General features: G+C 54.0%; 16 protein-coding genes. 5 read left to right on the forward strand and 11 right to left on the reverse strand.

The features are described from left to right. Window positions 1-44 precede the first annotated feature (44 nt). On the forward strand, window positions 45-4,004 hold the full coding sequence (locus HMPREF2756_RS05160) for a DEAD/DEAH box helicase (protein ID WP_070618995.1): 3,960 nt from the start codon (window positions 45-47) through the stop codon (window positions 4,002-4,004). Between the two features lie 59 nt (window positions 4,005-4,063). Here the strand turns inward: HMPREF2756_RS05160 and HMPREF2756_RS05165 are convergent, their stop codons facing one another. The 8 genes from HMPREF2756_RS05165 to HMPREF2756_RS05200 all read right to left on the reverse strand — a co-directional run bounded on the left by HMPREF2756_RS05165 (window position 4,064) and on the right by HMPREF2756_RS05200 (window position 12,832). Then, the gene (locus HMPREF2756_RS05165; protein ID WP_048753247.1) at window positions 4,064-4,669 is read right to left on the reverse strand and encodes a response regulator transcription factor; all 606 of its coding nucleotides are present in this window, start codon (window positions 4,667-4,669) and stop codon (window positions 4,064-4,066) included. Window positions 4,670-4,673: 4 nt separating this feature from the next. Continuing rightward, the gene (locus HMPREF2756_RS05170; protein ID WP_070618998.1) at window positions 4,674-5,741 is read right to left on the reverse strand and encodes a sensor histidine kinase; all 1,068 of its coding nucleotides are present in this window, start codon (window positions 5,739-5,741) and stop codon (window positions 4,674-4,676) included. A 24-nt stretch (window positions 5,742-5,765) separates the two neighbouring features. Continuing rightward, the gene (locus HMPREF2756_RS05175; protein ID WP_070619000.1) at window positions 5,766-7,025 is read right to left on the reverse strand and encodes a SagB family peptide dehydrogenase; all 1,260 of its coding nucleotides are present in this window, start codon (window positions 7,023-7,025) and stop codon (window positions 5,766-5,768) included. A 13-nt stretch (window positions 7,026-7,038) separates the two neighbouring features. Next, a complete protein-coding gene (locus tag HMPREF2756_RS05180) occupies window positions 7,039-9,294 on the reverse strand; it encodes a YcaO-like family protein (protein WP_070619002.1) in 2,256 nt (751 codons plus the stop codon). A 9-nt stretch (window positions 9,295-9,303) separates the two neighbouring features. Continuing rightward, on the reverse strand, window positions 9,304-10,143 hold the full coding sequence (locus HMPREF2756_RS05185) for an ABC transporter permease (RefSeq protein ID WP_070619005.1): 840 nt from the start codon (window positions 10,141-10,143) through the stop codon (window positions 9,304-9,306). A gap of 13 nt (window positions 10,144-10,156) precedes the next feature. Continuing rightward, complete coding sequence (locus HMPREF2756_RS05190) at window positions 10,157-11,113, reverse strand: ABC transporter ATP-binding protein (RefSeq protein ID WP_070619008.1); 957 nt, start codon at window positions 11,111-11,113, stop codon at window positions 10,157-10,159. Beyond that, window positions 11,100-12,326, reverse strand: coding sequence for a cytochrome P450 (locus HMPREF2756_RS05195; protein WP_083301672.1), 1,227 nt, complete (start codon window positions 12,324-12,326; stop codon window positions 11,100-11,102). Before HMPREF2756_RS05195 ends, HMPREF2756_RS05190 begins: the two co-directional genes overlap by 14 nt. A 191-nt stretch (window positions 12,327-12,517) precedes the next feature. After that, window positions 12,518-12,832 (reverse strand): hypothetical protein, encoded by a 315-nt coding sequence (locus HMPREF2756_RS05200; RefSeq protein WP_141747823.1) that lies wholly within the window; start codon window positions 12,830-12,832, stop codon window positions 12,518-12,520. A gap of 376 nt (window positions 12,833-13,208) precedes the next feature. Between HMPREF2756_RS05200 and HMPREF2756_RS05205 the strand changes: the two genes are divergently transcribed. Further along, window positions 13,209-14,036, forward strand: a complete 828-nt coding sequence (locus HMPREF2756_RS05205; RefSeq protein WP_013398540.1) for an aldo/keto reductase — start codon at window positions 13,209-13,211, stop codon at window positions 14,034-14,036. A 270-nt stretch (window positions 14,037-14,306) separates the two neighbouring features. Here HMPREF2756_RS05205 and HMPREF2756_RS05210 read toward each other — a convergent pair whose 3' ends face one another. Then, window positions 14,307-16,742, reverse strand: coding sequence for a Tex family protein (locus HMPREF2756_RS05210; RefSeq protein WP_070619015.1), 2,436 nt, complete (start codon window positions 16,740-16,742; stop codon window positions 14,307-14,309). Between the two features lie 253 nt (window positions 16,743-16,995). Between HMPREF2756_RS05210 and HMPREF2756_RS05215 the strand changes: the two genes are divergently transcribed. Further along, window positions 16,996-18,390, forward strand: a complete 1,395-nt coding sequence (locus HMPREF2756_RS05215) for a TY-Chap domain-containing protein (protein WP_246825851.1) — start codon at window positions 16,996-16,998, stop codon at window positions 18,388-18,390. Between the two features lie 146 nt (window positions 18,391-18,536). Here the strand turns inward: HMPREF2756_RS05215 and HMPREF2756_RS05220 are convergent, their stop codons facing one another. Then, window positions 18,537-20,009, reverse strand: a complete 1,473-nt coding sequence (locus HMPREF2756_RS05220) for an amino acid permease (RefSeq protein WP_070619017.1) — start codon at window positions 20,007-20,009, stop codon at window positions 18,537-18,539. A gap of 505 nt (window positions 20,010-20,514) precedes the next feature. Continuing rightward, on the reverse strand, window positions 20,515-21,978 hold the full coding sequence (locus tag HMPREF2756_RS05225; RefSeq protein WP_070619019.1) for an amino acid permease: 1,464 nt from the start codon (window positions 21,976-21,978) through the stop codon (window positions 20,515-20,517). A gap of 405 nt (window positions 21,979-22,383) precedes the next feature. Between HMPREF2756_RS05225 and HMPREF2756_RS05230 the strand changes: the two genes are divergently transcribed. Then, complete coding sequence (locus HMPREF2756_RS05230; RefSeq protein ID WP_070619022.1) at window positions 22,384-22,788, forward strand: hypothetical protein; 405 nt, start codon at window positions 22,384-22,386, stop codon at window positions 22,786-22,788. 141 nt (window positions 22,789-22,929) lie between these two features. Continuing rightward, window positions 22,930-23,748, forward strand: coding sequence for a tRNA (guanosine(46)-N7)-methyltransferase TrmB (trmB, locus tag HMPREF2756_RS05235; protein ID WP_070619072.1), 819 nt, complete (start codon window positions 22,930-22,932; stop codon window positions 23,746-23,748). The last annotated feature ends 142 nt before the right edge of the window (window positions 23,749-23,890 follow it).

Genomic DNA, 23,890 nt, shown 5'->3' on the forward strand with positions numbered 1-23,890 from the left:
CGAATTACCGCGCGCTTCTTTGACACCGTTGAGATAATGGAACGGTGAGCACGCCAAACCCTTTTCCCGATATCCCCGTTACCGTTGCGCAGATTATTCGGCAGGCGGGGCATAAGGCATACCAGCGCGGGCTTGCTTATGCCCGTCAGCGTGAAGTGGTGCGCTACACCTATGATGAAGATGAAAACACGCTGGAAGGTCTGGTGAATGGGAGCACCCCTATTCCCTATGAGGTAGATATTCGCTTCTTCCCGGGTTCTGACGCCGATTCCAATCTTTTCAACGCACGATGCACATGCCCGGTCGCCGCCGACTGCAAGCATGCCGTCGCCCTCATGCTCACCGCACTCGACCGCGCCAAGACCGCGCGGAAAGCCCTGGACAATGCGCCCGGTGGCCGCATCCGCCAGCCTATGAATCAAGAGAGCCCAGAAGATACCGCGCGACAGGTTGCGGCGACAGCCGACGATCCCCTGGCGGCGTTGCGCGCATCGGGGGCGATTCGTTCGGCAAGCTCGCTCACCACCGAACCCGAATCTCTCCCCCTGAACGACCACGAGAATACGCATTCTTCGCCCTCGAAAATTTCGGTGTGGCGGCGCGATATGGCGCAGGTTCTCGCTGCCCGGGGTGAAGCATCCGGTATTGATTCGGCACGGGTTCCGGGTGCGCTCGACCTTTCCTTCAGCATTTCGGGTTCGTATGCGCGCGGGCGCAATATTCCCGGTGCAACCCCGCCTATCAATTTGCTGGCGCGGCCGCTGATGCAGTCCAAAACCGGGCGCTGGATCAAGGGCGGGCTCAGCTGGGAGACCTTCGCCTCCAGCGTGGGTGGGCCGGTCGGTCGTCACGAAGTGTACCCCGAGCACGAACGGTTCTTCGCCGAAATATACGCTATCGCGCGCCCGTGGCAGAATATGTACTCTTCGCATCGGGACTGGATTTCACTCACCGCCACGAATTCCACGCTGCTGTGGGATGTTCTGGCGCGTGCAGAGCAGATTGGCCTGCCGATTCTTCTCGAAGGGTTTGAGGTGACTACGGCGGTTCTGCCACCCGCCCAGGTGAGGGTGCATGCCGGAGCTGTTGAGGCCGAGTCCCGACAGAACGCAGAGGCTGCTATGAGCGAAGATTCCGCTCCTGACCTGGCTCTTCATGCCGCCTTGGGATGGGAAACCCGCGAAGATAACCGGGTGCGGCAGCTCTGGTTTGATGCCGCGCACTGCCACCCCATCGGCTCGCCACGCTCAGGATTTTTCGCGCTCGGTTCTCTTGTGCAGCGTATTTACGAGGAACAGGCGCATCGGGTGCATTGGAAGAGCACGCGCAAGGGCGCCTTAGATACGCCGCATCGCGATATTTTTCAGGCTCAATCTTCGCAAGAGCAGGCGAACGAGAGCGCGGGCGAAAACGAAAATTCTGAAACGCAGACGGGCGGGCTCATTCCCGAGCTTTCACTCGAAAACACAGCGACACCGACTATTCCGGATCTGCCGGAGGGTCTTAACCTGGCGTTTATTCCGCTTGCCGAGCCTTTGGACGCAACCGCAGAATCGTTGGTATCTCGCGGCGAAATGCGTATTCCGGCGAGCGAGCGCGAGGCTTTTCACCGCGAGTTCTTGCCTACCCTCACGCGGGCCGTCCCATTCCTTACCCCAGACCCGGCTTTGGCGCTGCCGAAGGTTCGTTCGCCCTATTTGGTGTTTGAAGCGCATTTTGATGATGAGATTTCGCACGATGCGCTCCTGAATTGGTATTGGGAGTACCCGAAGAACCCACTTGATGAAGAAGGCACAGACTCGGAGGTTCGCCGCCTGCCGGCGCTGGGCTTGGGCACAGAACGCGACGAGCGTTTTGAGGCACGGGTGCTGCGCGCAGTACGGTCGGCGACCGCATCCAACCCGGTGTTGGCAGGCGGGTTCGGGGAACGCCGCTCTCAAGGGTGGGAAACCCGCGATATTCTCGCTCATGTGCTGCCCGCCCTGCGGCGTATTCCCGGGGTTCGCGTGCGGCTGCTCGGTTCCGTGCCTGAGTTTACCGAGGCAACCGACGCCATGATTGAGGTCAAGGTGACCGAGGGTAATTCGCGTGACTGGTTCGGGCTGGGTATCGCTATTAAGGTCAATAACTGGACTGTGCCTTTCGCCCAGGTTTTTGAGGCGCTCGATCGGAATCAGGATCGTATTTTGCTGGGTAACGGCACCTATTTTTCGCTCAATCGCCCGGAGTTTTCGGCACTGCGCACCCTCATTGAGGAGGCTCGCACGCTCAACGAGACCGGCGGTGAGCTGCGTATTAACCGGCATCAGGCGGGGCTGTTCTCTGAGCTGGAATCGCTCGCTTCGAGTGTGGAAACCGTGGCTTCTTGGGATGCGCAGGTCAAGAGTCTTCTCGCCCTTGTGGAGGACGCCGACCGTGCGGGTGAGACCGCCGATTCCGAAGAAGTTTTAGAGAACGAACATTCCGATTCTTTATCTGTTTCTTCCGGCGTATTTTCAGCGAATCACCTGCCCTCTCCCCCGGGTCTTACGGCAGTCCTGCGACCTTATCAGCTTGAGGGTTTCCGCTGGCTCGCGTTCTTGAGGCAGCACCGGCTGGGCGGGATTCTTGCCGACGATATGGGCTTGGGCAAAACCGTGCAGGTGCTCGCTCTGCTTGCCCAGGCGATCGCCGAGCATGAGCAACGCGCAGATCACACCGATTTTGAGCCTTTCCTTGTAGTTGCACCAACATCCGTAGTGGGTAACTGGGCGCAGGAGGCCGCGCGATTCGTGCCGGATGCGAAGGTGGTGACTATCACCGAGTCTACGGGCAAAAGCGGCAAGAGCATCGCCGAGCTGGTACAGGGTGCGCATCTGGTGCTCACGAGCTATGCGCTGTTCCGCCTCGACGAAGATGGATACACCGAATTCGGTAACCACGTTCCCGAAAACGCAGAGAAGAGCACTTCCCCGCATGCAGGGTGGGGTGCGTTGATTTTGGATGAGGCGCAGTTCGTGAAGAACACGAAAACTCGCGCATGGAAGGTGGCGCGTGCCCTAAACGCGCAGGTGAAACTCGCCATCACGGGCACCCCGATGGAGAACAACCTCATGGAGCTTTGGGCACTCTTGGCGATTGTGGCGGATGGGCTGTTCCCCTCGGCGCGAATGTTCCGCGACCTGTATGCACGCCCCACCGAGTCCGGTGAGGACCCGCAGGTTATCGAAAAATTACGCCGCCGGGTTCGCCCTCTGATGCTGCGCCGCACGAAGGATGTGGTCGCCGCCGATCTTCCCGAAAAGAACGATGTGCGGGTAAACGTGCCGCTCACGACGGCGCATCGGCATATTTACGATATGCATCTGCAGCGTGAGCGGCAGAAGGTGCTCGGGCTTTTAGATGATATGGATAAGAACCGGTTCACGATTTTCCAGTCGCTCACGCTTCTGCGGCGTCTAGCGCTTGACGCCACGCTTATCGACCCGGACGAATACGCCGGGGTGGCTTCCGCCAAGCTCGAATATTTGGTGGAGCATCTGCCCTCGCTCTTAGGCGACGGGCACCGGGTGCTGGTGTTCAGCCAGTTCACGGGATATCTGCGCACAATTGCTGAACGGCTGCAGGCTGAAGGCATCGACTACCTATACTTGGACGGCACAACCCGCAACCGCCCGCAGGTTTTGAAAGATTTCGCCGAGGGTGCGGCGCCGGTGTTCCTGATTTCGCTCAAGGCGGGCGGGTTCGGACTGAACCTGACGGAGGCAGATCACTGTTTCATTATGGACCCGTGGTGGAACCCGGCGGCTGAACAGCAGGCGGTGGACCGCATCCACAGGCTGGGGCAGGAACGCGATGTGCACGTGTACCGGCTGGTGGCTGAGGGCACCATTGAAGAGAAGGTCATGGATTTGAAGGCATCGAAAGCGGCGCTGTTTGATGCGGTCGTCAACGACGGTTCCTTCGCTTCGTCCCGGGTGGATGCGGAACAGATTCGTGAGCTTTTCACACCGACCGATTCCTAAATCCCCTGCTAAGAAGGCTCTTTATAAGCCCATCGCCCCCCCTTATACATAAGGTCAGGTCAAATCCAACCGTTAGTACGCGCCGTGTGAGCGGCCTCTACACGCGAAGTACAGTGAAGAAGTTGAATGGCTTCAGATAGGTAATTCTTCACAGTACCGTGAGAAAGATATAGTTCCCGTGCAATTTGATTGACGGTTTTTCCTTCCATAGTCAGTTTTAGAACATCCTGATGTCTGGGTTTGAGTGGATTAGCTGGCAGTGTAGCACCACTAAGAAGCAGCGCAGAATCAACCACTACCTTCCCAGAATGTATATCTCGAATAATATTTGATACTTCTTCAGCATCTTGATCTTTTGTTATAAAAGCACAAGCACCGCTTTCAAGAGCACGACGAACGTAACCAGGAGATTGAAAAGTCGTCAGAATAGCTATTTTCGTGTTTATGCCTTGCTTCTGAACTTCATCAAGAACATCTAGACCGTTAAGTTTTGGCATTTCAATATCAAGAAGCGCTACATTTGGAATATATGTGACAATACTATCCAGAGCTTCCTGTCCATCTCGACAAACACGCACAATTTCCAAATCTTCTTCTTCATTAATGAGGCTGGCGAGCGCGCTACCGAACATCGTCTGATCATCAGCTATAAGAACAGTAATCATAGTTTTATGCCCCTCCAGTAATGATGTTAGAAGCTGGAATCCTAGCTTTGACTTGGGTTCCGCCCTCAGGTGCGGCACCAAGAGTTGTCTCTCCGCCTATATGTTGAATGCGGGTATTCATATCTGCTAAACCGGCACCGGTATTCCGCATAGAACTTTCTTTCAGCCCTATGCCATCATCCGCGATAATAAGCATATAGTCACCCGAAGAATGTTGTTTTAGACTCACCCAGCAATTTTTTGCACCGCTATGTTTAAGAACATTGGTGATAGCTTCAAGAAGCACCCAATACAGTGCTGTGAGGGTACTTGGGTTAAGGACCTTGAGAACATTCTGCTGAATATCCATGTGGGCTTGAATACCACGATATGACAGTAATGACGGTACAGCATTGAGTTGATGCGAGAAATCAACTGTATTAAAGCCTTCTACAACGTCGCGTAAATGAGCTATAGAAGAACGTGTCATTTTCTGTATCGCACGCGCTTCATATGCCACATCTGAATCAAGAGGTTTTAAGGTACGTACCAATTGTTGCAGGCGAATATTAATAACTGTTAAATCATGCCCTATAAGATCATGAAGGTTCGCCGCAATCTGGGTCCTAAACTCTGCCTGTAGGTTCTGTTCACGTAACTCTTGGTTCTGCTCAGCAATATAAAGTTCTTCTTGAAGCCGCCGATGTGATACTCGGCTAATCCGAAGATTCATGAAGAGAAACCCCACGATGGCAACAATAGCTGGATCATGGGAACTGGTGTTGATCTCCCAGCTAGGTTCTAAAGTCTGCAAATAGTTAAGAACCACGACAACTGCCAAGGTTATAATAGCGGCTATTTTTGTATTCCGTACTCCGGTAACTGCTATAGCACAACATAAAATCCCCACCGGGAGCATAGATTGCTTAATGCCTATAATACCTACTAAGGAAAAGATAATAATAATGATAGAAACAATACTATGAATCTTCCCTACGGTAGGACGCTGGATTCTGAGGTACCCAATCCAGACCACAGCAAACACAAGAGCACACCAAGCCAGAGCGGTCCATATACCGTAAGTATCAAACATGGGTGTAAAACCTTACCGTAGAAGCTAGGAACTCACGAGAATCTCGCCCACAGGAACCAGTCTATCGGATGAAATGCCTGTGAGTGTTTCAAACGCGCGGGCATCGCCACCGCCTAAAGGGCATACGTTGAGCGGTATTTCTTCCGCAAGCAGGCAGGCCGTTTGCATCCATGCTCCTACGTGTTTGAGGGTAAGAGAATATGCGACTCCTTCATACGTTGAAGTCACAAGGTCAAAATCAGCAGCTAATAAAACAAGCCCCTGTACATCTTCAGTCTTTAGCCTTGCCGAACTTGCATAGGTACTCAATAGACGCATGTACGCGCTCTGAGTTTTCTCCTCAACAACCGCAATCTGTTCATACTGACGAGTATGTAAGTTTGCATACCATAGCCCTTGTTCCAGCCCTTCGATATTCTGAGCAATGATGAAGGGGTAAAGCTCGTGAAGAGCGCCACCGCTGGGAAAAGGCAGCCGTGTTATATTTTCACTCTTATGGGAAGTTTCACGCAGGCTTTCTTCCAACAGTGCTGTCAGAGATTCAAGACTTAACGAAGGTTTTTGCGGTATGCGCCGGGATGTTCGTTGTAGAAGCGCCTGATCCAGAAGAAGTTGGCGGCGGCAAGAATCAACTTTGGGGAGGGGAACTTGTCGAAGAGAGACCAAGTCTTTGAGCAAGGTTGTGTTGTGCTCACGTGTTCGAGTAGCGCCATACCCTCCGGTTGCTGTATCAAACCTGGAACGTCGGTACATAAAATAGTCATGAGGTTCCCAACAGTCCCAAGGACCATATTTATGATGCTGTTCTTCAGGCGCAAAAATCCCTGTAAACTCCAGAATTTGGTGGGTTACGCCACCCGTCATAGCATCTAACCAGGCTTGGGTATTGAGAGTTACTCGTAAAGGCCGATGCGCTATTTCAAGGCGAGTATTTCCATTCATCCCGTAAATAACAACGCCCGGCGTAAGAGTGCAGTCAGTATGACCAAGCGGATAATTTGCCTCGTCAAGAACAGGTTCCAGCGCGTCTTCAGTCAGCAGGAGCTCAAAGCCGGAAATCTCTATGCTTGCTCCGGTTTCAGGGTTGATAAGACGTTGTATAAGGTTTCTTGACGAGCTCTGCCGAGTCAATATCAGAGCGGCCTGCTGTGCAGATACGTCTAAGTTCTGAGCCCAGTCTTCTAAAGTTCCGAACTTTCCATTGTTTTGAGGATGCGTCTGTTTCAGCTGATATTCACAATGAATCAAAGGTATTTTGTGTGGATTCAGGTGGGTCTTTGTCACGGGGTAACTCCCTCTAGAAGAACATGGAGGTCGGATTGAGGTCAGTTTCTTGGGTGGGCTGGGCAAGCCATCCGCATTGAACCGGCACATCGTAGAGTCGTCCCGTTGCTAAGCGCCTCCACCACGGACGCAGCCCCGGGACTAGAGCACGTACTACAGGAAGCCCAATATAAGGACGTGTAAGCTCTTGAAGGTACACAGGTAAACCGACATCTTCTAGACGCGCAATAATACGTTGGGGGTCGGCTTGCTTCCACGGTACATGCTCTACGTTAAGTGCCTGTGGATCAGGTACAAGATGAGGATTATCGTCTAGTTTAGCGTTTTGAAGCCAATGACTAGCAGCATCATCTACCGAAATTTTAAGGAGGTCTAGATCCATACCTTCTGCGGTCCTAAATTGCGCTGGCAGGGCACACATAAACTGCAGAGCCTCTGTTACTGCACGGGTTGCAGCAATTTCAGGGTTAGGATGCGCGCCGAACCCCAGAATGATCTGATCGGACACACCCCCAGGTTTAGGGGCTACAGCGGCAGCTACAGGAATACCTATGTCTGTTGTGATATCTAGAATCTCTAGGTTGCGGCCAATACTTCGCAGCCATTCTCGGGTACGCTGAATAAAAGGTGTATTCGTAAACTCTGGTGCCATTATCTGGCGGGGAATTTTGTTGTACCACCAAATAGCAACGGCATCGCGCTCAATAAGTTCAAGCAGAGCCTGCGCGGCGGCATCGCCTGGGGTAGAACCGCTTGCGAGACCGTTTGAATCTGAGCGCATCATTTTCTGTCCAAGCGGGCATTTTGCACCTGGCAGCATCGCTCCATGATCAAACATGAATAACGAGTATGCTGCAGGAATCCAGGCAGTTTCATCACATGCGGGCCGCCAAACAGGCATCCAATCAATCTCTGCTGTGGGATCGAATTTTTCTGGAACCCAGTGATATGGATCCTTCACTTGGTTGAGAACATCCCGTTGCTCGTATTGATCCTGAGAGAACTGTGTCAGGGTTCGAGGGTCTAGAGCGTGCTCCCCCAAGTCTTTATAGCTGGTGTGTAAACGGGCTTCAGTGCCGTCAGAGATCGCACTATGACGTTCAATAGCTTCTGCCAAACCGGATACTCGGGCACCTAAATCGGTGGTTCCTTTACCCGAAGAACGACCGCGTAAGCTACGTGTGAATTCTTCAGAGCTTCCATGATTGAGTGCCCAGTTATGTCCCGCCCCATAAACGTGTACCAAGAGTTCTTCGTCCTCAGGTACCAAACGTTTAAGGCTTGACACGACTCCTGTTACATCAGATACAAGATGTCGATAGGTTTCCCAGGTCTCTCGGGTAGATTTTGCGCGTCCAGCGTCGTTGACGGGATTGAAGCTCAGGTCAATTTTTTTAGCCTGCGCGTCAAGGTTCAACGGTTGAGCTTTAGTAGTCTTGGCACCCGTCATGACGTAGTGCTCCCCTTCAAAGAGACCGTTTTTAAAACGTAAGACTGTACGCTCTGCGGGCTCTGATGTCTTCATTCGCTGAATTGCCAACCAGATAAGTGAGCGCACCACGGAACGCGGAGTTACTGAGGCCGCCCCCATAACATTGTCTAGAAGTTTACCGCCCGAAAGAGCATACTGTGCGTTAACTTGAAGACTATGCTTGAGCTGGTCATAAGGTACGCTCGACGAAGTCCCCAGCACTGGGCTTATGAGAGCATCCGCTCCCTGTAATTGCACTAGGCAGTACAGATGCCCCGCCGCTTCATACTTCCGAGACAGCTTTTCGGCAGCGGGAGAAATCATATCTTCGCAGACAATCACCGCTGGCAAACCCGAATTCACCCTAGGAACTGTGTGCCCATCAATAACTCGTATGCCGTCTTGAGGCGAGGCAGAGAAAGACTCAAGAACTCGGGCACGAGTAACGTCAATAATCTCAATATTTCCCTGCGTAGTATGGTCTGAAAGTTGAGTCTCAGTCATAATAAGCCCGCGATACTGCAGCTGAGCCGCAAGAGCAAACATGAGTGGAAGATCCGCTGCCCAGCGGGGTAAACGCATCATATCTTCCAAGGTTTTCCCGTCAACTTCAGCGATGAATTCAGCCTCAGTCCCTTCAAGCAGCACTGTTGTTTCGGGCGAAGAAGCAACAACTGTCGTGCGATTTTCCCGGGTCTGCTGAGTAAAGTGGAATTGTGGGTTCCTTACATATCGTTCAGTTCCTTGGGAATATAGCTCAGCGGTCTCAGAATGGTTATCTAACGATGCGGTTATCATAGTTCTCTCCTAGTGTTGTCGGGGATCCCACCGGAATTTAGTAATCGCAAAAATAAGTGAAACTGCACACCATAAACCAATAACCAGCATCCCTTGAGTACTGATGAACTGGGTTCCTGAAGGGATGGTTAATCCAGTATCACTTACCTGCGCGTGTGCCACATCGAGCCCGAACCACGCGGAACGTAATGCATCCGTTAAGTGCACAAGGGGGAACCATCCTGCAAAGTCTCGTAGGCCAGCTGGGATAGTCCATACAGGTTGGAAGATACCTGAGAGGAACATCAAAACTAGAGCAGGCGGTAACAGCATAATCTGAGTTGCTTCTGCACTGGGAATAAACGATGCGTACGCAGCACCGATGAGCGATAGCACCACCGTAGTCAGCAGAATAACCAATATCGTCAGTGGAATATTTTTAGGCATAGGCAGGTGATACACCGCCATACCAAAGACAATAAGGATTAAAGTACACGCTAGGGCAATGATGGATGCAGTCACAATGTAACCAGCGATTACTGCGGCATCCGATGTGCTCCGAAGTCGCAGGCGTTTCAGGAGAGAGGTCGAGCGCTGCGCCGCCATATCACCTGCTACACGCACAAATGTACCCATCAAGAGCGTGTAGCAGCACAAGCCCACGATAGTCCAGCTTGCCATTGTTACGTTAATTCCCTGCTGAGCGGGAATATTAGCCTGTCCTGAAGATCCACTGGCGAAGAGCACGATCATCATAATGGGGAAGGCTAAGGTGAAAAAAACACTCCGCATATTGCGGATAAAGACGGTCAGCTGCATGGCTATTTGCGCATACAGACTCCGTGCGAAGTTTGAGATTGTGGCACTCACGTAAGTGGCCTTCCTAGTCCGTGCGGGTACTACCTATACCCTGCGGGGCATCCGTAGATCGCACAATGCTGCCGTACGCGTTTTCAAGTGAATAGTCGCTGAGCGCAAAATCAAGGACAGCATCACGATATGCGGATGTTGCAAATAAGTTTTGTAGACCTGTTGGGGACTCTACATCGAATGAAACCGTGGCATCATGAACACGTATATTCTTGTACCCGCTCTGCGAAGAAAGTTCTCCACCAAGGGCTTGGGCGTTCTGGCAGTCCGAGAGTTCTACCCAGCCTTGCCGTGTGTGACTGTATTCTTTAGCAATCTGCGCTGGGGTTCCGCTCGCAACAATCTGCCCGTTAAGGAGAATAGAAAGTTGCTGACAGAGAGCCGAAACTTCATCAAGATAGTGAGAAGTAAGCAATATGGTAGTACCTGTTTCGGCAAGATGCTGAATAACCTCCCACACATCTCTACGTGCTAACGGATCAAGTCCAGTTGTGGGTTCGTCAAGAATAAGCAGAGAAGGATTGCCCATCATAGCCAGATACAGGTCAAGTTTGCGCCTTTCGCCACCGGAAAGCTCATGGATTCTACGATCCGCTAGTTTCTCAAGATCGAAAAACTCAGGCACTGTGTATTCTGTTGCAGACATATAACGCTGCCAGCAGGTGACAGCATCTTTGACTTTGAGCCCAGTCGGGAATGCCGCTTCCTGCATCACAATACCCATATGCGAACGCACAAGGGCAGAGTTACGATGCGGATCAACGCCGAGGACCTGCATCGTACCGCTTGTAGGTTTAGAAGATCCGGTGCACAAATCCACAAAGGTGCTTTTCCCCGCGCCGTTAGGCCCGAGAATACCGTGAACTGCTCCCCTTTCGACCGCGAGGTTGACGCCTTTAAGCACCTTCACATCACTATAATTTTGGTGAATGTTCTCAGCGATAACACTGTATTGCTCATATCCCTGCATAAAGATTCTCCCCAGAGATTGAAGGTATAAGGTGTACTGGCATTTGGATCCACGTAGAGTTAATCATCTCCGGTAGTGGTTCAGGATTTTCACCAAGCCGTAAAGTACACGCAGATTCTGCGATTTTATGGGCAACTGACCCCATGAGAGGACGGGCGATGGGGAATCCGAGGCATGCGTGAGGTCCCATCCCAAAGGTTACTTCTGACGCATGCGGCCTACCGGGCGTAAACTCATCGTGGTTTGGGAACATTCTGGAATCGTGTTGTGCGGCATGAAGTAAACACACGATTAATTCCCCCGCATGAATGGACGTTCCATCTATTTTGGTATCGACAGTAGCGAGGCGTCCTAACGCTGCAGTAGGCGTGTATAGGCGCAGTGCCTCATCAACCATAGCGATAGAGTTCTCGTAATTTACTGTTTCCCAAAGGTTACGCTGTGTCAGTACGGTCAAAACGTTAGTCATAGCCCATTGCAAGCTCTCATGGGTGATTGAGGCGAGCATACTGACAATTTCGACTGCTGCATCGTGGGGCATACCGTCGTGACGATACTGATGGTAGAACCCTCCTGCACCCATAACGTCTTCGGCGAAGAGCTGATGCGCATCTGGAGCAGAGAGTTTCCCCTCTCGTTTGCTCGGGACAGCACCCCGTTTTCGGCACCATCGAGAAAGCTCGATAATATCTCCTTCATACCCGATAAGAACACTAATCAGGGATACCGCGAGATCATCACACCACCCTGCAAGATCTAGTTTTTTCGATTGCGCGAGCATCGTGACGGACTGCTCAATAGCATCTCGACAACGTTCTACCGCTTTCTTAGAATTCGCAGCGGTAAAAGGCGTACGTAACCTTTTGCGCATCTGGCGAAGAGGTGATCCATCCATATGCGCTAAGAATCTTTGCTGAGTTTGAGGGATCTGAAAATCTGCAGGCTCAGGTTTCGCGTAGTGTGCCTGAGACTGCATTTGGCTCAAATATTTTTGTCCCACGGCAGAGAACCTTTGGTCATCATGCAAAACCGTTTTAACACTCTCAAACCGAGTGGCCAACAAAACGCCAGAAATATCTGATGCCCCAATGCCCTCAGGAGCGTGGCTCTGCCAGGCTAGAGCACTCGAAATAGGAGATTCGTACCAAGCGGATGTAAAAAGATGCGGGGGTTCAGGCATCTGAACTAATCCGTTGTCATATGTAAAAGTCATAGGAACGGCCACCAATGATTGGCTGAAGCGTTAATAAGCAAAAATCCGACAAGTAACGCTCCACGAAAAACCCAACGACCTGTTGAACGCTTTTTCATGATCTTCCTTCACTGTGTATCCGGGGTGGGAACCAGGCTAGTACTCAAGCTTTAATAGCCTGGTTCCCATCGTTGTTTATAGCCCTTCAGAACTTAGCAAGGGCAGCAGCAGCACCAGCAAATACCGTCTTCAGGTGAATCGGTGGTATCAAGCTCTTCTTCGACAGCGGGAGCGATTGCGATGACGAGTTCTTCCCCGTCATTAACAACCTTGTGATGCCCCAGAGTTAGGGTTTCATCTTCTACCAGGCGAACCTGAGTTCCTGAGGGAACAACGCCTGCTTCAGCCAAAACCTCGCTGGGGTTTGCCACAAGTGCACGGCGGTGAGCGGGGCTACCCGCTGCCGTCCCGAAAGTACGTGCAGCTGCAAGAGCATTGACTTTAGTGGTGACTAGTGCAGTCATCATATTCTCCTTAGAACACCGATTGGATAGAAACCTTTTCTATCCCGGCTATTCCAGTCTCTCGAAGAAGACTCTCTACAGGCAGTGCCGTAACGTCAGTAAGAATGTATGACTATAGTCATGTGACTTACTGCTCGACAGGAATCAAATCCCGTTTATCTCTACAGCTCATACTTTTTGTCTTTTCTGAATCTAAAAGGCTCTTGATGGCGAATAAAGCGGGATTTTTCACGCTTTATATAAATAAAGGCTCTTTTTATGCGCCTGGGAGGGGCTTACCGGTTTCGCGCTGGGCTGGATGCGCCCGTCACCCTAGCGTGCGAGCGCATCCAGGGGTACCGTTGAAAACGTCAGTCCCCATCAACTTTCAGGAGAAGTAATGGTCAAAAACATCACGTTCAATGACGGCAACAGCATCCCTCAGCTTGGGTATGGTGTGTGGCAGATTGAGGATAATGGTGCCGCCGATGCTGTCGGTACGGCTCTCGAAGCAGGTTACCGCCACATCGATACTGCATCCATCTATGGGAACGAGGTTGGGGTAGGTCGCGGTATTGCCGCCAGCTCCGTGCCGCGCGAGGATATTTTTCTCACCACCAAGCTGTGGAACTCGGATCAGGGTTTTGAGAAGGCTATTGCCGCGCTTGATGCATCGCTAGAGCGGCTCGGCACCGATTACGTGGATCTGTATCTGATTCACTGGGCTATGCCGCAGCAGGGCACCTATCTGGAGTCGTGGCGGGCGCTCATTGAGTTGAAAAAGCAGGGTAAGGTGCGTTCGATTGGCGTCTCTAACTTTCCGCAGGCTCAGCTGCGCGAAATTATCGCCGATACCAGCGTGACCCCGGCGATTCACCAGATTGAGCTGCACCCGTATTTCTCACAGGAAGATATGCGCGCGGTGCACAGTGAGTTTGGTATTGTGACTGAGGCTTGGTCGCCGCTCGGTCAGGGTGGCGAGATTCTGAAAGACCCGGTGATCGTTGAGATTGCGGGTAAGCACGGTATCTCTCCGGCGCAGGCTGTGCTCGCCTGGCATCTGGCGAAGGGGATCGTGGCGATCCCGAAGTCGGTTACTCCTGCGCGCATTGCCGAGAACTTTGCGGCCGCTAATGTCACCCTGGATACAGCAGATATTGCGGCGATTGATGGGCTTACGCGGAAGGATGGTCGCATAGGTCCGGACCCTGAGAATCCTAAATTCTAGGCGCAACGTACCGCGAAGCTCTGCCGTGAGTTGTTGCGGAAGCGCAGTGAGGAGCGAACGATCACATCCGCAACAACTCGCGCCGGGTAAGTACACGAGACTCTAAGAAGATGGATGTGGTTCCAGACGCACCGAAAGCGCATTACAAGAGGACTGAGGTCGCCCCACGACCGAAGGACGGACATGCACTAAGGTGTCGTCGGGTGCCGCATCCAGAATACGCGCTACCGGATGCCCGTTCCTGCGACGCGCATTCGGGGTTCAACCCTATTAAGAACGTTTATTCGTTTTCTTATGCGCCGTCTCCGAGCGACCCGAGCCACCCTCATCTACCAGCAGCGAGAGCGAAATACGGCGGCGAGACGCATCCACCTCAACAACTCTCACAGTCACGATATCGCCGCTTCGCACAATATCGTGCGGGTTCGCAACATACTCGCGGCTCATCTGCGAGATATGAATCAGTCCGTCTTGGTGCACTCCGATATCGACGAAGGCACCGAAAGCCGCGACGTTCGAGACGGTTCCCTCAAGCACCATCCCAACGGTTACGTCCTCAAAGCGAGAGATATCCTCAGAGAAGTGTGCGGTACGAAATTCGGGGCGCGGGTCACGCCCGGGGCGGCGCAACTCCTCAAAAATATCGCGCACGGTGTATTCACCGATGCTCTCGTTCACATAGTCGGCGGGGTCGAGCGCGGTGAGCGGGTCTTCCCCGTCACTGCCGATAAGCCGCCCGGATTGCCAGAGCGCCCCGTGATTCCGCCGCGCATCGGCGATAATACGCCGCGCAACAGGGTACGACTCGGGGTGCACGGCAGAGGCATCCAGCGGTTCGGTACCGTGCAGAATCCGCACGAATCCCGCCGCCTGTTCATAGGCTTTAGCCCCTAACCGAGGCACGTTCAGAAGCTCTTCCCGGGTGGTGAAAGCCCCATGTTCGTCCCGGTACGCCACGATATTTTCGGCAATCGTGCGGTTAAAACCGGCAACACGCGCAAGCAGTGCGGCGGATGCGCTGTTTAGGTGGACCCCCACCGCGTTTACGCAGTCCTCAACCGTATTATCGAGGGCGCGTCTTAAAGCGGTCACGCTGACGTCATGTTGGTACTGCCCCACGCCTAAGGACTGGGGATCAATTTTGACGAGTTCGGCGAGCGGGTCTTGCAGCCGCCGAGCGATCGAGACCGCGCCGCGTACCGTTACGTCAAGATCGGGCAGCTCTTCGCTGGCGATTTCAGAGGCCGAATATACGGATGCCCCCGCTTCTGAGACGGTAACCTTCTGCGCCGCCTTATACCCCTGAGAACGCAGCTTCGCCAGCAGCTCGGCGGCAAGTTTATCCGTCTCACGTGAGGCGGTGCCATTGCCAATGGCGATAAGTTCCACGCCGTGGGTGAGCACCGCATCCTCAAGGGCAGCGAGCGCACCGGCACGGTCGTATCGAGGCGCGTGCGGGTACACCGTAAAAGTTTTCAGAACGTGCCCGGTGCCGTCAATAACTGCGCATTTCACGCCGTTACGCAGCCCCGGGTCAAGCCCGAGGGTGACTTTTTGCCCGGCGGGCGCGGCAAGCAGAAGGTCGCGCAGGTTCGAGGCGAAAACGGTGATGGCTTCGCGTTCTGCCATCTCGAAGAGGGCATTGCGTATGCGGTCTGCCAGGCGGGGGTGTAGCCGTTTACGCCATGCGGTGCGCACGGTTGCGGCAAGCCAGCCGAGCACACGGTCTTCACTGTCGACGGTGTTGAGAACCTGCACGGGTATGCGCAGCGCGGCGGCAACTTCACGCTCGTATCCCGAACGAACGTTCTCGTAATTTTCGGCGAGGGCAAGCGCAGCAGCACGCGCTTCTCCGCGGAGTTTGCTCAGGGGCGGAGCTGGTGTGGCACCGTCAATACTGAGCCGCACGATTCCGGCTTCTTTGGCGCGAAGCAGGGCGAGAACCCGGTGCGGGCGGATACGCCTGATACTATCGGAGAAGTCGAAATAGTCGGCAAATTTTGCCCCTTCGGCTTCTCTCCCGGCGATAACTCGACTAGAGATCATTCCGGTGGCAACCATTCTTTCGTGAAGACGTTCGGCGAGCGTTGGGTCGGTCAGCGCCCGGTCGATCAGGATAGCGCGGGCACCGTCAAGGGCTTCTTCCACCGTTGTAATTCCGGTGTCTTCGGATTTTCCGGCATCTGCAGCATGTTTATCGTCAGTTTCATCCGGTTCGTCCACATAGGCTGCGGCAATATTGTAGACCCCGGCAAGCGGAACTTCGAGCAGATCTTCAACGAGCGCCTCCAGACCTGCCGCGCGGGCACGCTGCGCCTTGGTGATGCGCTCACTCCGGTAGGGCGCGTAGAGCGCTTCGAGGTCTTGTTTACTGGATGCCGCCCCCACCCCCGTGATGAGTTGTTCGTAGGTAAGCGGATCGATCAGCCCGTCTTCGCGGCGTTGAGCAAGCGAGCTGAGAATATTCTCGCGGCGAGTTTCGAGCGCACGCAGGGCATCAAGCCGGGTGCTGATAGCACGCAGGTGGGTGTCGGTGAGCGCGCCCGTAGCTTCTTTGCGGTATCGAGCGATAAACGGAACCGAAGATCCGGAGTCGAGCAGGTTTACGGCGGCACGAACACGCGTGGGTTTGAGGTCTAGTTCGTTAGAGAGCATCGTCAGGATGCGGGTGTTCGTAGCTTCGGTGCGCTCGTGTTTTTCGCTCATTCTCTCAGTTTCGCATTCTCGGGGGTGCTGTGCCAGTCTTGCGGGGCGTGCGGCGCGGGGTATGTTGCGCATCGGAGCGTAATAAATTTTACAGCTATGGTCCCGCATCTAGAATGGGTAATAACATCACATCGCTATTTTTCAGATAGTCCGGCGATTGTGCAGAAGTTATGCGCCGGGGCATAGAAGATGACATGACGGTAGCCGGTTCACGGTGGACTGGCTGAAATAGCCGCCCGAAAGAAGGTTTCGCATGTATGGTCGTGCTGACGATCGCGCACAGGCGCCTTCACGTTCGTCCTTGCCGCCGGGGTACGCCGAATTTCATCAGCAATTTGGCACGCTGATTACCGCATTGGCTGCGCAGGGCTGGACTCCGAGCGAAACGCACCGGCGTATTCGTGTTCTTTTTCCGCAGGTTAACCGGGAACATCTTGATTTTGCTTTAGATTCTGGCATGTGGGAGTTTGGTTCACACGGCGAGCAGACTCCCACCCATGTTTTGCTGGCGACCGCCGTCTGGTATGCGGTAGCAGAGGCTTACGGTTTGGCACCTGATGGTTCCTATGCCGCAACAACTCTGGATGCAACGGTCATGGCGGATATGCTGCGCTTATTGGAGAGCGCACGGGTTTCACCGCAGAATATCGCCCTGATTCTAGGGAAGGTGGGTGCTGGACTCAAGTACTTGGCGCTGCATCCATATACGCAGCTTGACGAGCTTACCTACCGCGATGTGTGCCAGCATCTTCCGGCTGAGTCCCAAGACGTGGCGCACGGTTCGTTTGTATGGCCGCCCTCCTGCGAGAGCATTCGTGATCAGCTGGGTGATGGCGGATGGTCAACCGCCATGCTGCGCACCGGTGTGTGTCCGCCCGATTATGAGGAATACAACTGGCAGCTGGGCGGTACTTCGCTCACGGATATGGAATTCCGCAACCAGCTGGGCAGTTTCATGAGTTACTGTATTCGGTATGATCGGCAGCCGACGGTGCTTGCCTACGGAACCTGGTCTACCATGCGCAGTAATCTGGGCCGGGTGCCGTTTCTAGCGGCGGTGCGCGCGAAGTACGGGTCGTGGCGTACCGCCTTGCAGGTGGGCCGCACAATGGTGACCGATGCCCTGCAGATGACGAAGAGAGAGGTCGCACCGGTGCGGGTGCCGCCACATCCGCCCAGTATTTCGCCCGAGCAGCTTGCGGTGCAGGGTATTGGGGTTGTGAAGTCTGAGCAGACGGTTTCTGTCCGTGACCGTTGGGACGAGGTGACGAACTCACTCGGTCAGCGTTTGGCGAGCCTGCCCTGGAGCAGGCATCTGCGCACCTACTATGTGCTCACGAGCGCCGCGCATGCTAACGCGATGCCGCTTGTATGTATCTACCGCTCCCCCGCCGGGTTTCTGTGCGAAATCGCAATGGAGGCTGAGGTTCTGCCCAAGTTCAGTACCAATTACCTGCGTTCGCACGGGTGGGCGGCGCCGACCCCCATGCAGCCTATGTGGAATCGGAATGTTTTTGACCCGCATGAGGCCGCGCAGGATGTAGTACAGGCGATGCGCTGGGGTATGGGCTGTTCCCGTTGGGACTACTACCGCACGGATGACCTGGTGTTGGATGCCGAGGATACCTCGGGTACCGAAGCGGGTTAAGCCGGGGCGCGGATTCTTCCGTTTCTCCTCCCCTATAGCGCTAAAAGGCTCTTGATGTGAATAAAGCGTTAGTAACGCCGCCCTAGTCACATCAAGAGCCTTTTTATACCGGAAGTAATGCGGAACAGATATTCGCCGAAGTGTCCTTACTTGTTGTTCTTCGGTGCCTTCATATCCACCACCGGATGCGACTGCGTAATGCTGGTCTCCGGGATTTCGGGGTTGATGCTGTTCTTCACGAACCACCCGATAGTCAGCAGGATGAACCAGATGGGCATGAGCATCAGACCGGTGAGAGTGTCTTTATCGGTAGCAAGAATCCCAATGATGAAAGCAAAGAACGCAAGCACGATCCAGCATGCCACCACGCCGCCGGGCATGGGATAGGTGGTTTCCCGGTGCAGGTTGGGGCGCTTCGCGCGGTAGCACAGATAGCTGACGAGGATCATCGACCATACGAAGATCACAAGTACTGCCGCCATCGTGGTGACCAGCGTGAACGCCTCAATAATCGAGTCGCCAGCATAGAGCAGGGCGATGCTGGAGAGTAGCAGAATCGAGGTGAGGAACAGCGCATTGCGGGGAACGCCGCCACCGGAAAGGTTACCAAGGAACTTCGGCGCGTAACCTTCTTGGGAGAGACCGTACACCATGCGCGAGGTCGAGAAGATACCCGAGTTCGCCGATGATGTTGCCGAGGTCAGCACCACAACGTTCACGATATGCGCCGCAATGGCAATACCGGCGAGGGTAAACATGGTCACGAAGGGGCTCTTGGCCGGATCAATTTCACGCCAGGGGTTTACCATCAGAATAACGATCAGGGCACCCACGTAGAAGATGAGAATACGAACCGGCACTGAGTTAATAGCCTTCGGCAGGGTCACCGTGGGGTTCTGGGTTTCGGCGGCGGTAGTACCTACCAGCTCGGACCCCATAAAGGCGAAGACCGCGATCTGGAAGGCGCCTAAGAATCCGGTGGCACCGTTGGGGAAGAACCCACCGTCGTTCCATAGGTTGGCTACCTGAGCGTGAGCACCGCTGGGTGTCGTGAAGCTCGTAGCAACCATAATGGCACCCACGATAATGAGGGCGCAGATGGCAACAATCTTAATCATGGCGAACCAGAACTCGATCTCACCGAAGTTCTTCACCGAGGGCAGGTTCAGCGCTAGCAGCGCAATAATCACGACGAGTGCTGGAACCGCTTTCGGTAAATCGGGCCACCACAGCTCGGTATAGCCCACGATTGCGATAATATCTGCGACCGCGGTGACTACCCACATGAACCAGTACGACCACCCGAGGAAAAACCCTGCGGGGCGCCCGATCAGGTCGGTAGCAAAGTCTGAGAATGACTTATATTTCAGGTTTGATAGAAGGATCTCACCCATCGCACGCAGCACCAAGAAGATAGCGGCGCCGATAACCATGTAAACCAAGAGGATAGATGGACCGGCTTTAGAAATTGCTTTACCGGAACCCATGAAGAGCCCGGTACCAATAGCACCGCCGATAGCAATGAGCTGGATGTGTCGGTTGCTCAGCCCGCGGTGCAGTTCTTCAGCATTATCTGTCGTGTCTGCCGCCGATGCGGCATTATCGTGAGGTTGCTGCATGACAGTTCCTCTTTCGTGGTTGGGTCCCGCAGCCGAGCGGGACAGCCCCGGCTTTCGGGGCGGCAAGTGCAGCACTCAGCCCGTAAGATACGGTGAGCTATCACAACTTTTGAATATATATTCTACATAACAGGGACGGTATTGTGTAATTATCTCCAAGAAGTGTGTCGCGTATCTATAGCATGCGTCACGAATAATAAAATCTTTATATCGAAATTCAAAAAATTTCGGAAGGAATCTGTGAAAAACCCTTGACAATAAGCCTTACTTTCGGAAAACACAGCGCACGTGAGGTACATCCCTTTATTGCCTAGCTCGCCACATTCTCAAAAGAAAAATTCTCATCATATATGATTTCTATACAAATTTAAGAATATCTATACATATTGGGGTCTGTTCTGGTACATGCCGTATGCCATCGCCCCATAAGATACAGCGGGCGGGATGCCGCACGTTTTCTCTACGCACCGCATCCCGCCCGCTAATAAGGAATAAATAAGACTCGCTACTCAGATTCCGCCCGCGCCGACTCCGTAAGAAGGCGCTTACGTGCATGACGGCGCACCATCACCTCGTACCCAAGCTCGACGCCGATAAACCATATAGGGCTAAGCGCCAGAGCCAACCCGGTTTCTGGCTGCAAGCTCAGGGCATAGATCATCAGAGCGAAGAACACCAAGCCAACCCAGCTCATCGTGCGACCGAACGGCATCTTATACTGAGAGGATTCATGCCGTTGAGGGAACTTCTTGCGGTATACCAGGTACGACACCAGAATCATCGACCATGTGAAAATACCCATAATTGAGGCCACCGAAGTCACGACAGTAAACGCTTCCAGAAGCTCACGCCCAAACGCCAGCATCACCAGGCTAAAGAGCAGAAGAACCGTCGTCAGGTACAGGGCGTTCGTGGGTACGCCGTTCTTCGAGAGCTTCTTCAGGAAGGAAGGCGCATTCCCATCCTCCGCCAGCCCATACACCATGCGCGAGGTCGAAAAAATACCTGAGTTCGCCGAAGACGTTGCCGACGTCAGCACCACAAAGTTAATGAGCGAGGCGGCAATTGACACACCCGCCAGTGAGAACATCCCCACGAAAGGACTCATATTAAGGTCGAGTTTATCCCAGGGAGTCACCGCAAGAATCGCCGACAGCGGCAGCACATAGAACAGCACCATGCGCAGCGGCACGGCGTTAATTGCGCGCGGCAGGGTACGTTCGGGGTTCTTCGTTTCTGCCACGGCGGTACCCACCAGCTCAGCGCCCACGAACGCGAACAACGCAATCTGGAACGAGCCTAAGAACCCCGTCAGACCGTGAATAAACACCCCGTTGCCCGAAGGTCCCGGACGATCCCACAGGTGCGTGATCGAGGCGACCGTTCCATCCGGGCTCGTAAACCCGAACACGACCATCACGGCACCCACGGCGATAAGCGCCAGAATCGACACGATCTTAACCATGGAGAACCAGAACTCGATCTCACCGAAGTTTTTCACCGACGGCAGGTTCAGTGCCAACAGCGCCCCGATCACAATAAGTGCAGGAATAAATGAGGGCAGCTCGGGGAACCAGTAATGCGTGTAATCCGTAATCGCCAGCACATCCGCAATACCCGTGGTCACCCAGAAGAACCAGTACGACCAGCCGACGAAAAAGCCCGCGCGAGTACCCAAAATATCAGATACGAAATCGGTAAATGACTTGTACTTAGGGTTCGACAGCAGAATCTCGCCCATCGCACGCAGCACAAAATAGATAATGATGCCAATAATCGCATAGACAAATACGATGGAAGGGCCCGTCAGCGAAATAGTCTTCGCCGATCCTAAAAATAACCCCGTACCAATTGCACCGCCGATAGCGATGAGCTGGATATGCCTGTAACTTAATCCACGCTGCAGGCTCTCTTCACCCGTGGAACTCTCATTCTCGGTAACTGTATGCTTGGAAGGCCGCTGTGTCACTATTCCTCTTTTCTGTGTGTGCTCTGCCCTGCGGGCTACAACCTCAACAGGAAGCCCCGACCTTCGGGGCATCACGATGCAGTTCAGATTTTCGCACGAGCACGGCTCACGGAAAATCGCATCGTTACGCCATGACTACACAGAATTCTACCCGCAAAAGATGCATACCTCGCATGAACCTTGGCTAAGCCTATGCTATCTGGGGGTGGCGACACGCCGACGATGCTTCTCTCAGCCAGCACTCTCCCCCGCTAAAACGCTGAAAAATAATGCTTACCGCAAAAATTATGTTAAAACTTTACGATTAAATAAACTTTCCTGAGGTTTGCCGCTACAATTGCAATGCCCGGTGCGGAAACACCGCATCACTCATCTCATCACAAAACATCAGGAGGACACTCACTCATGGGTAAACTATCAAATGCTGCACTGCGCCTCACCACGGGCGCGCTCGTGCTCGATGCAGGCATCAAGAAACTCGGCGCCGACGAAGGTACCTACGCATATCTGCAGCAGATGGCGGCATCCGGTGTGCCCGCCGTCGCCAAGCTCGACCCCAAAACCTTCGGCAAACTTATTTCCTACTCGGAAACCGCACTCGGCGCCACCCTGCTGACCCCCTTTATTCCTGCCCGCCTCGCGGGTGCAGGGCTGACAGCCTTCGGCGCGAACCTCATGACCATGTACTTCCGCAACCCCGACATGCATGACGGCGCATTCCGCCCCACCCTGGATGGGCAGCAGCTCGCCAACAACATCGTGATTCTCGGCGCGGGTCTGGCGTTGCTGTTCTCCAGCAAGAAAAAGTAGCCTGCACGGCGAATTTGCGGTCGCAAAGGCAAAACGGGGGCAGTTTCTTCAGTACAATGAAAAACTGCTCCCGAAATTTTTAACTCCCCAGAATTTTTAACAGTGCCTCTCTCCGCGCGCCGCTACGTTATCCTGATAGGTATGTCATCTCAAGAGCAGAACGCGCAGACCACCGCATCGGCTAACGCCGATGCATCCCAGACGCCCGAGAAGAAAACGGTACCGCCCGAGTTCTTCCGCCAGCCTTATTCCTTCGTGCGCCGCGGCGACCGCCTGACCTCGCGCCGCCAAAAAGCGTGGGACACCTACTCCCAAACCCATGTGCTCGATATACCCCGGCTGCGGGCAGATACCTCTGTAGCCCCCGAAGCCACCTTCGACCCGGTCACAATCTACGGGCGCGAAGCCTACCAGGTTGTCGAAATCGGTTCCGGGCTGGGCGAAGCAATCGTGCACCGCGCCTCCGAAATGCCCGAGGCAAACTTCCTTGCCGTTGAGGTCTACACCCCCGGCATTGCGGATCTGCTGCTCAAGATGGGGCAAGCCGGGGTTGAGAATGTGCGCGTCGCTCAGGCTAACGCCCCCGAACTGCTCGATAACATGCTGGAAGAAAATTCGGTTGATGAGCTCTGGGTTTTCTTCCCCGACCCTTGGCACAAGTCACGCCACCACAAACGCCGCCTGGTCTCCCCCGCTTTTGCCGACAAGGTTGCGCGCGTGCTCAAACCCGGCGGAATCTGGCGCCTAGCCACCGACTGGGAAGAATACGCCCACGTAATGCGCGACGTCATGGAGGCGCACCCCGATTTCGAGAACATGCATGCCGGTGAAGGCGCTACCGAGGACGACCCCGTGGGTGGTTGGGCGCCGCGCTGGGAGGGGCGCATCCTGACTAGCTTTGAGAGGAAGGCTCGCGAGGCGGGCCGCCGTGCCCACGACCTGACCTACAGGCGTAAATAAGTTATCTGCTTGGGAAGGGGTAACGATACCATGTTGCCCTTGCTCAAACAGCCGGAGGCATACTCGCTTCGCTGCGTTAACTCCGACAACTCGCATATAGGCAAAGGATATCGCTGCCCCGAAAAGGATTACGCCGTGGTCG

This window comes from Rothia sp. HMSC067H10 (assembly GCF_001810635.1).
In the GTDB taxonomy this organism is placed as follows: Bacteria; Actinomycetota; Actinomycetes; order Actinomycetales; family Micrococcaceae; genus Rothia; species Rothia dentocariosa.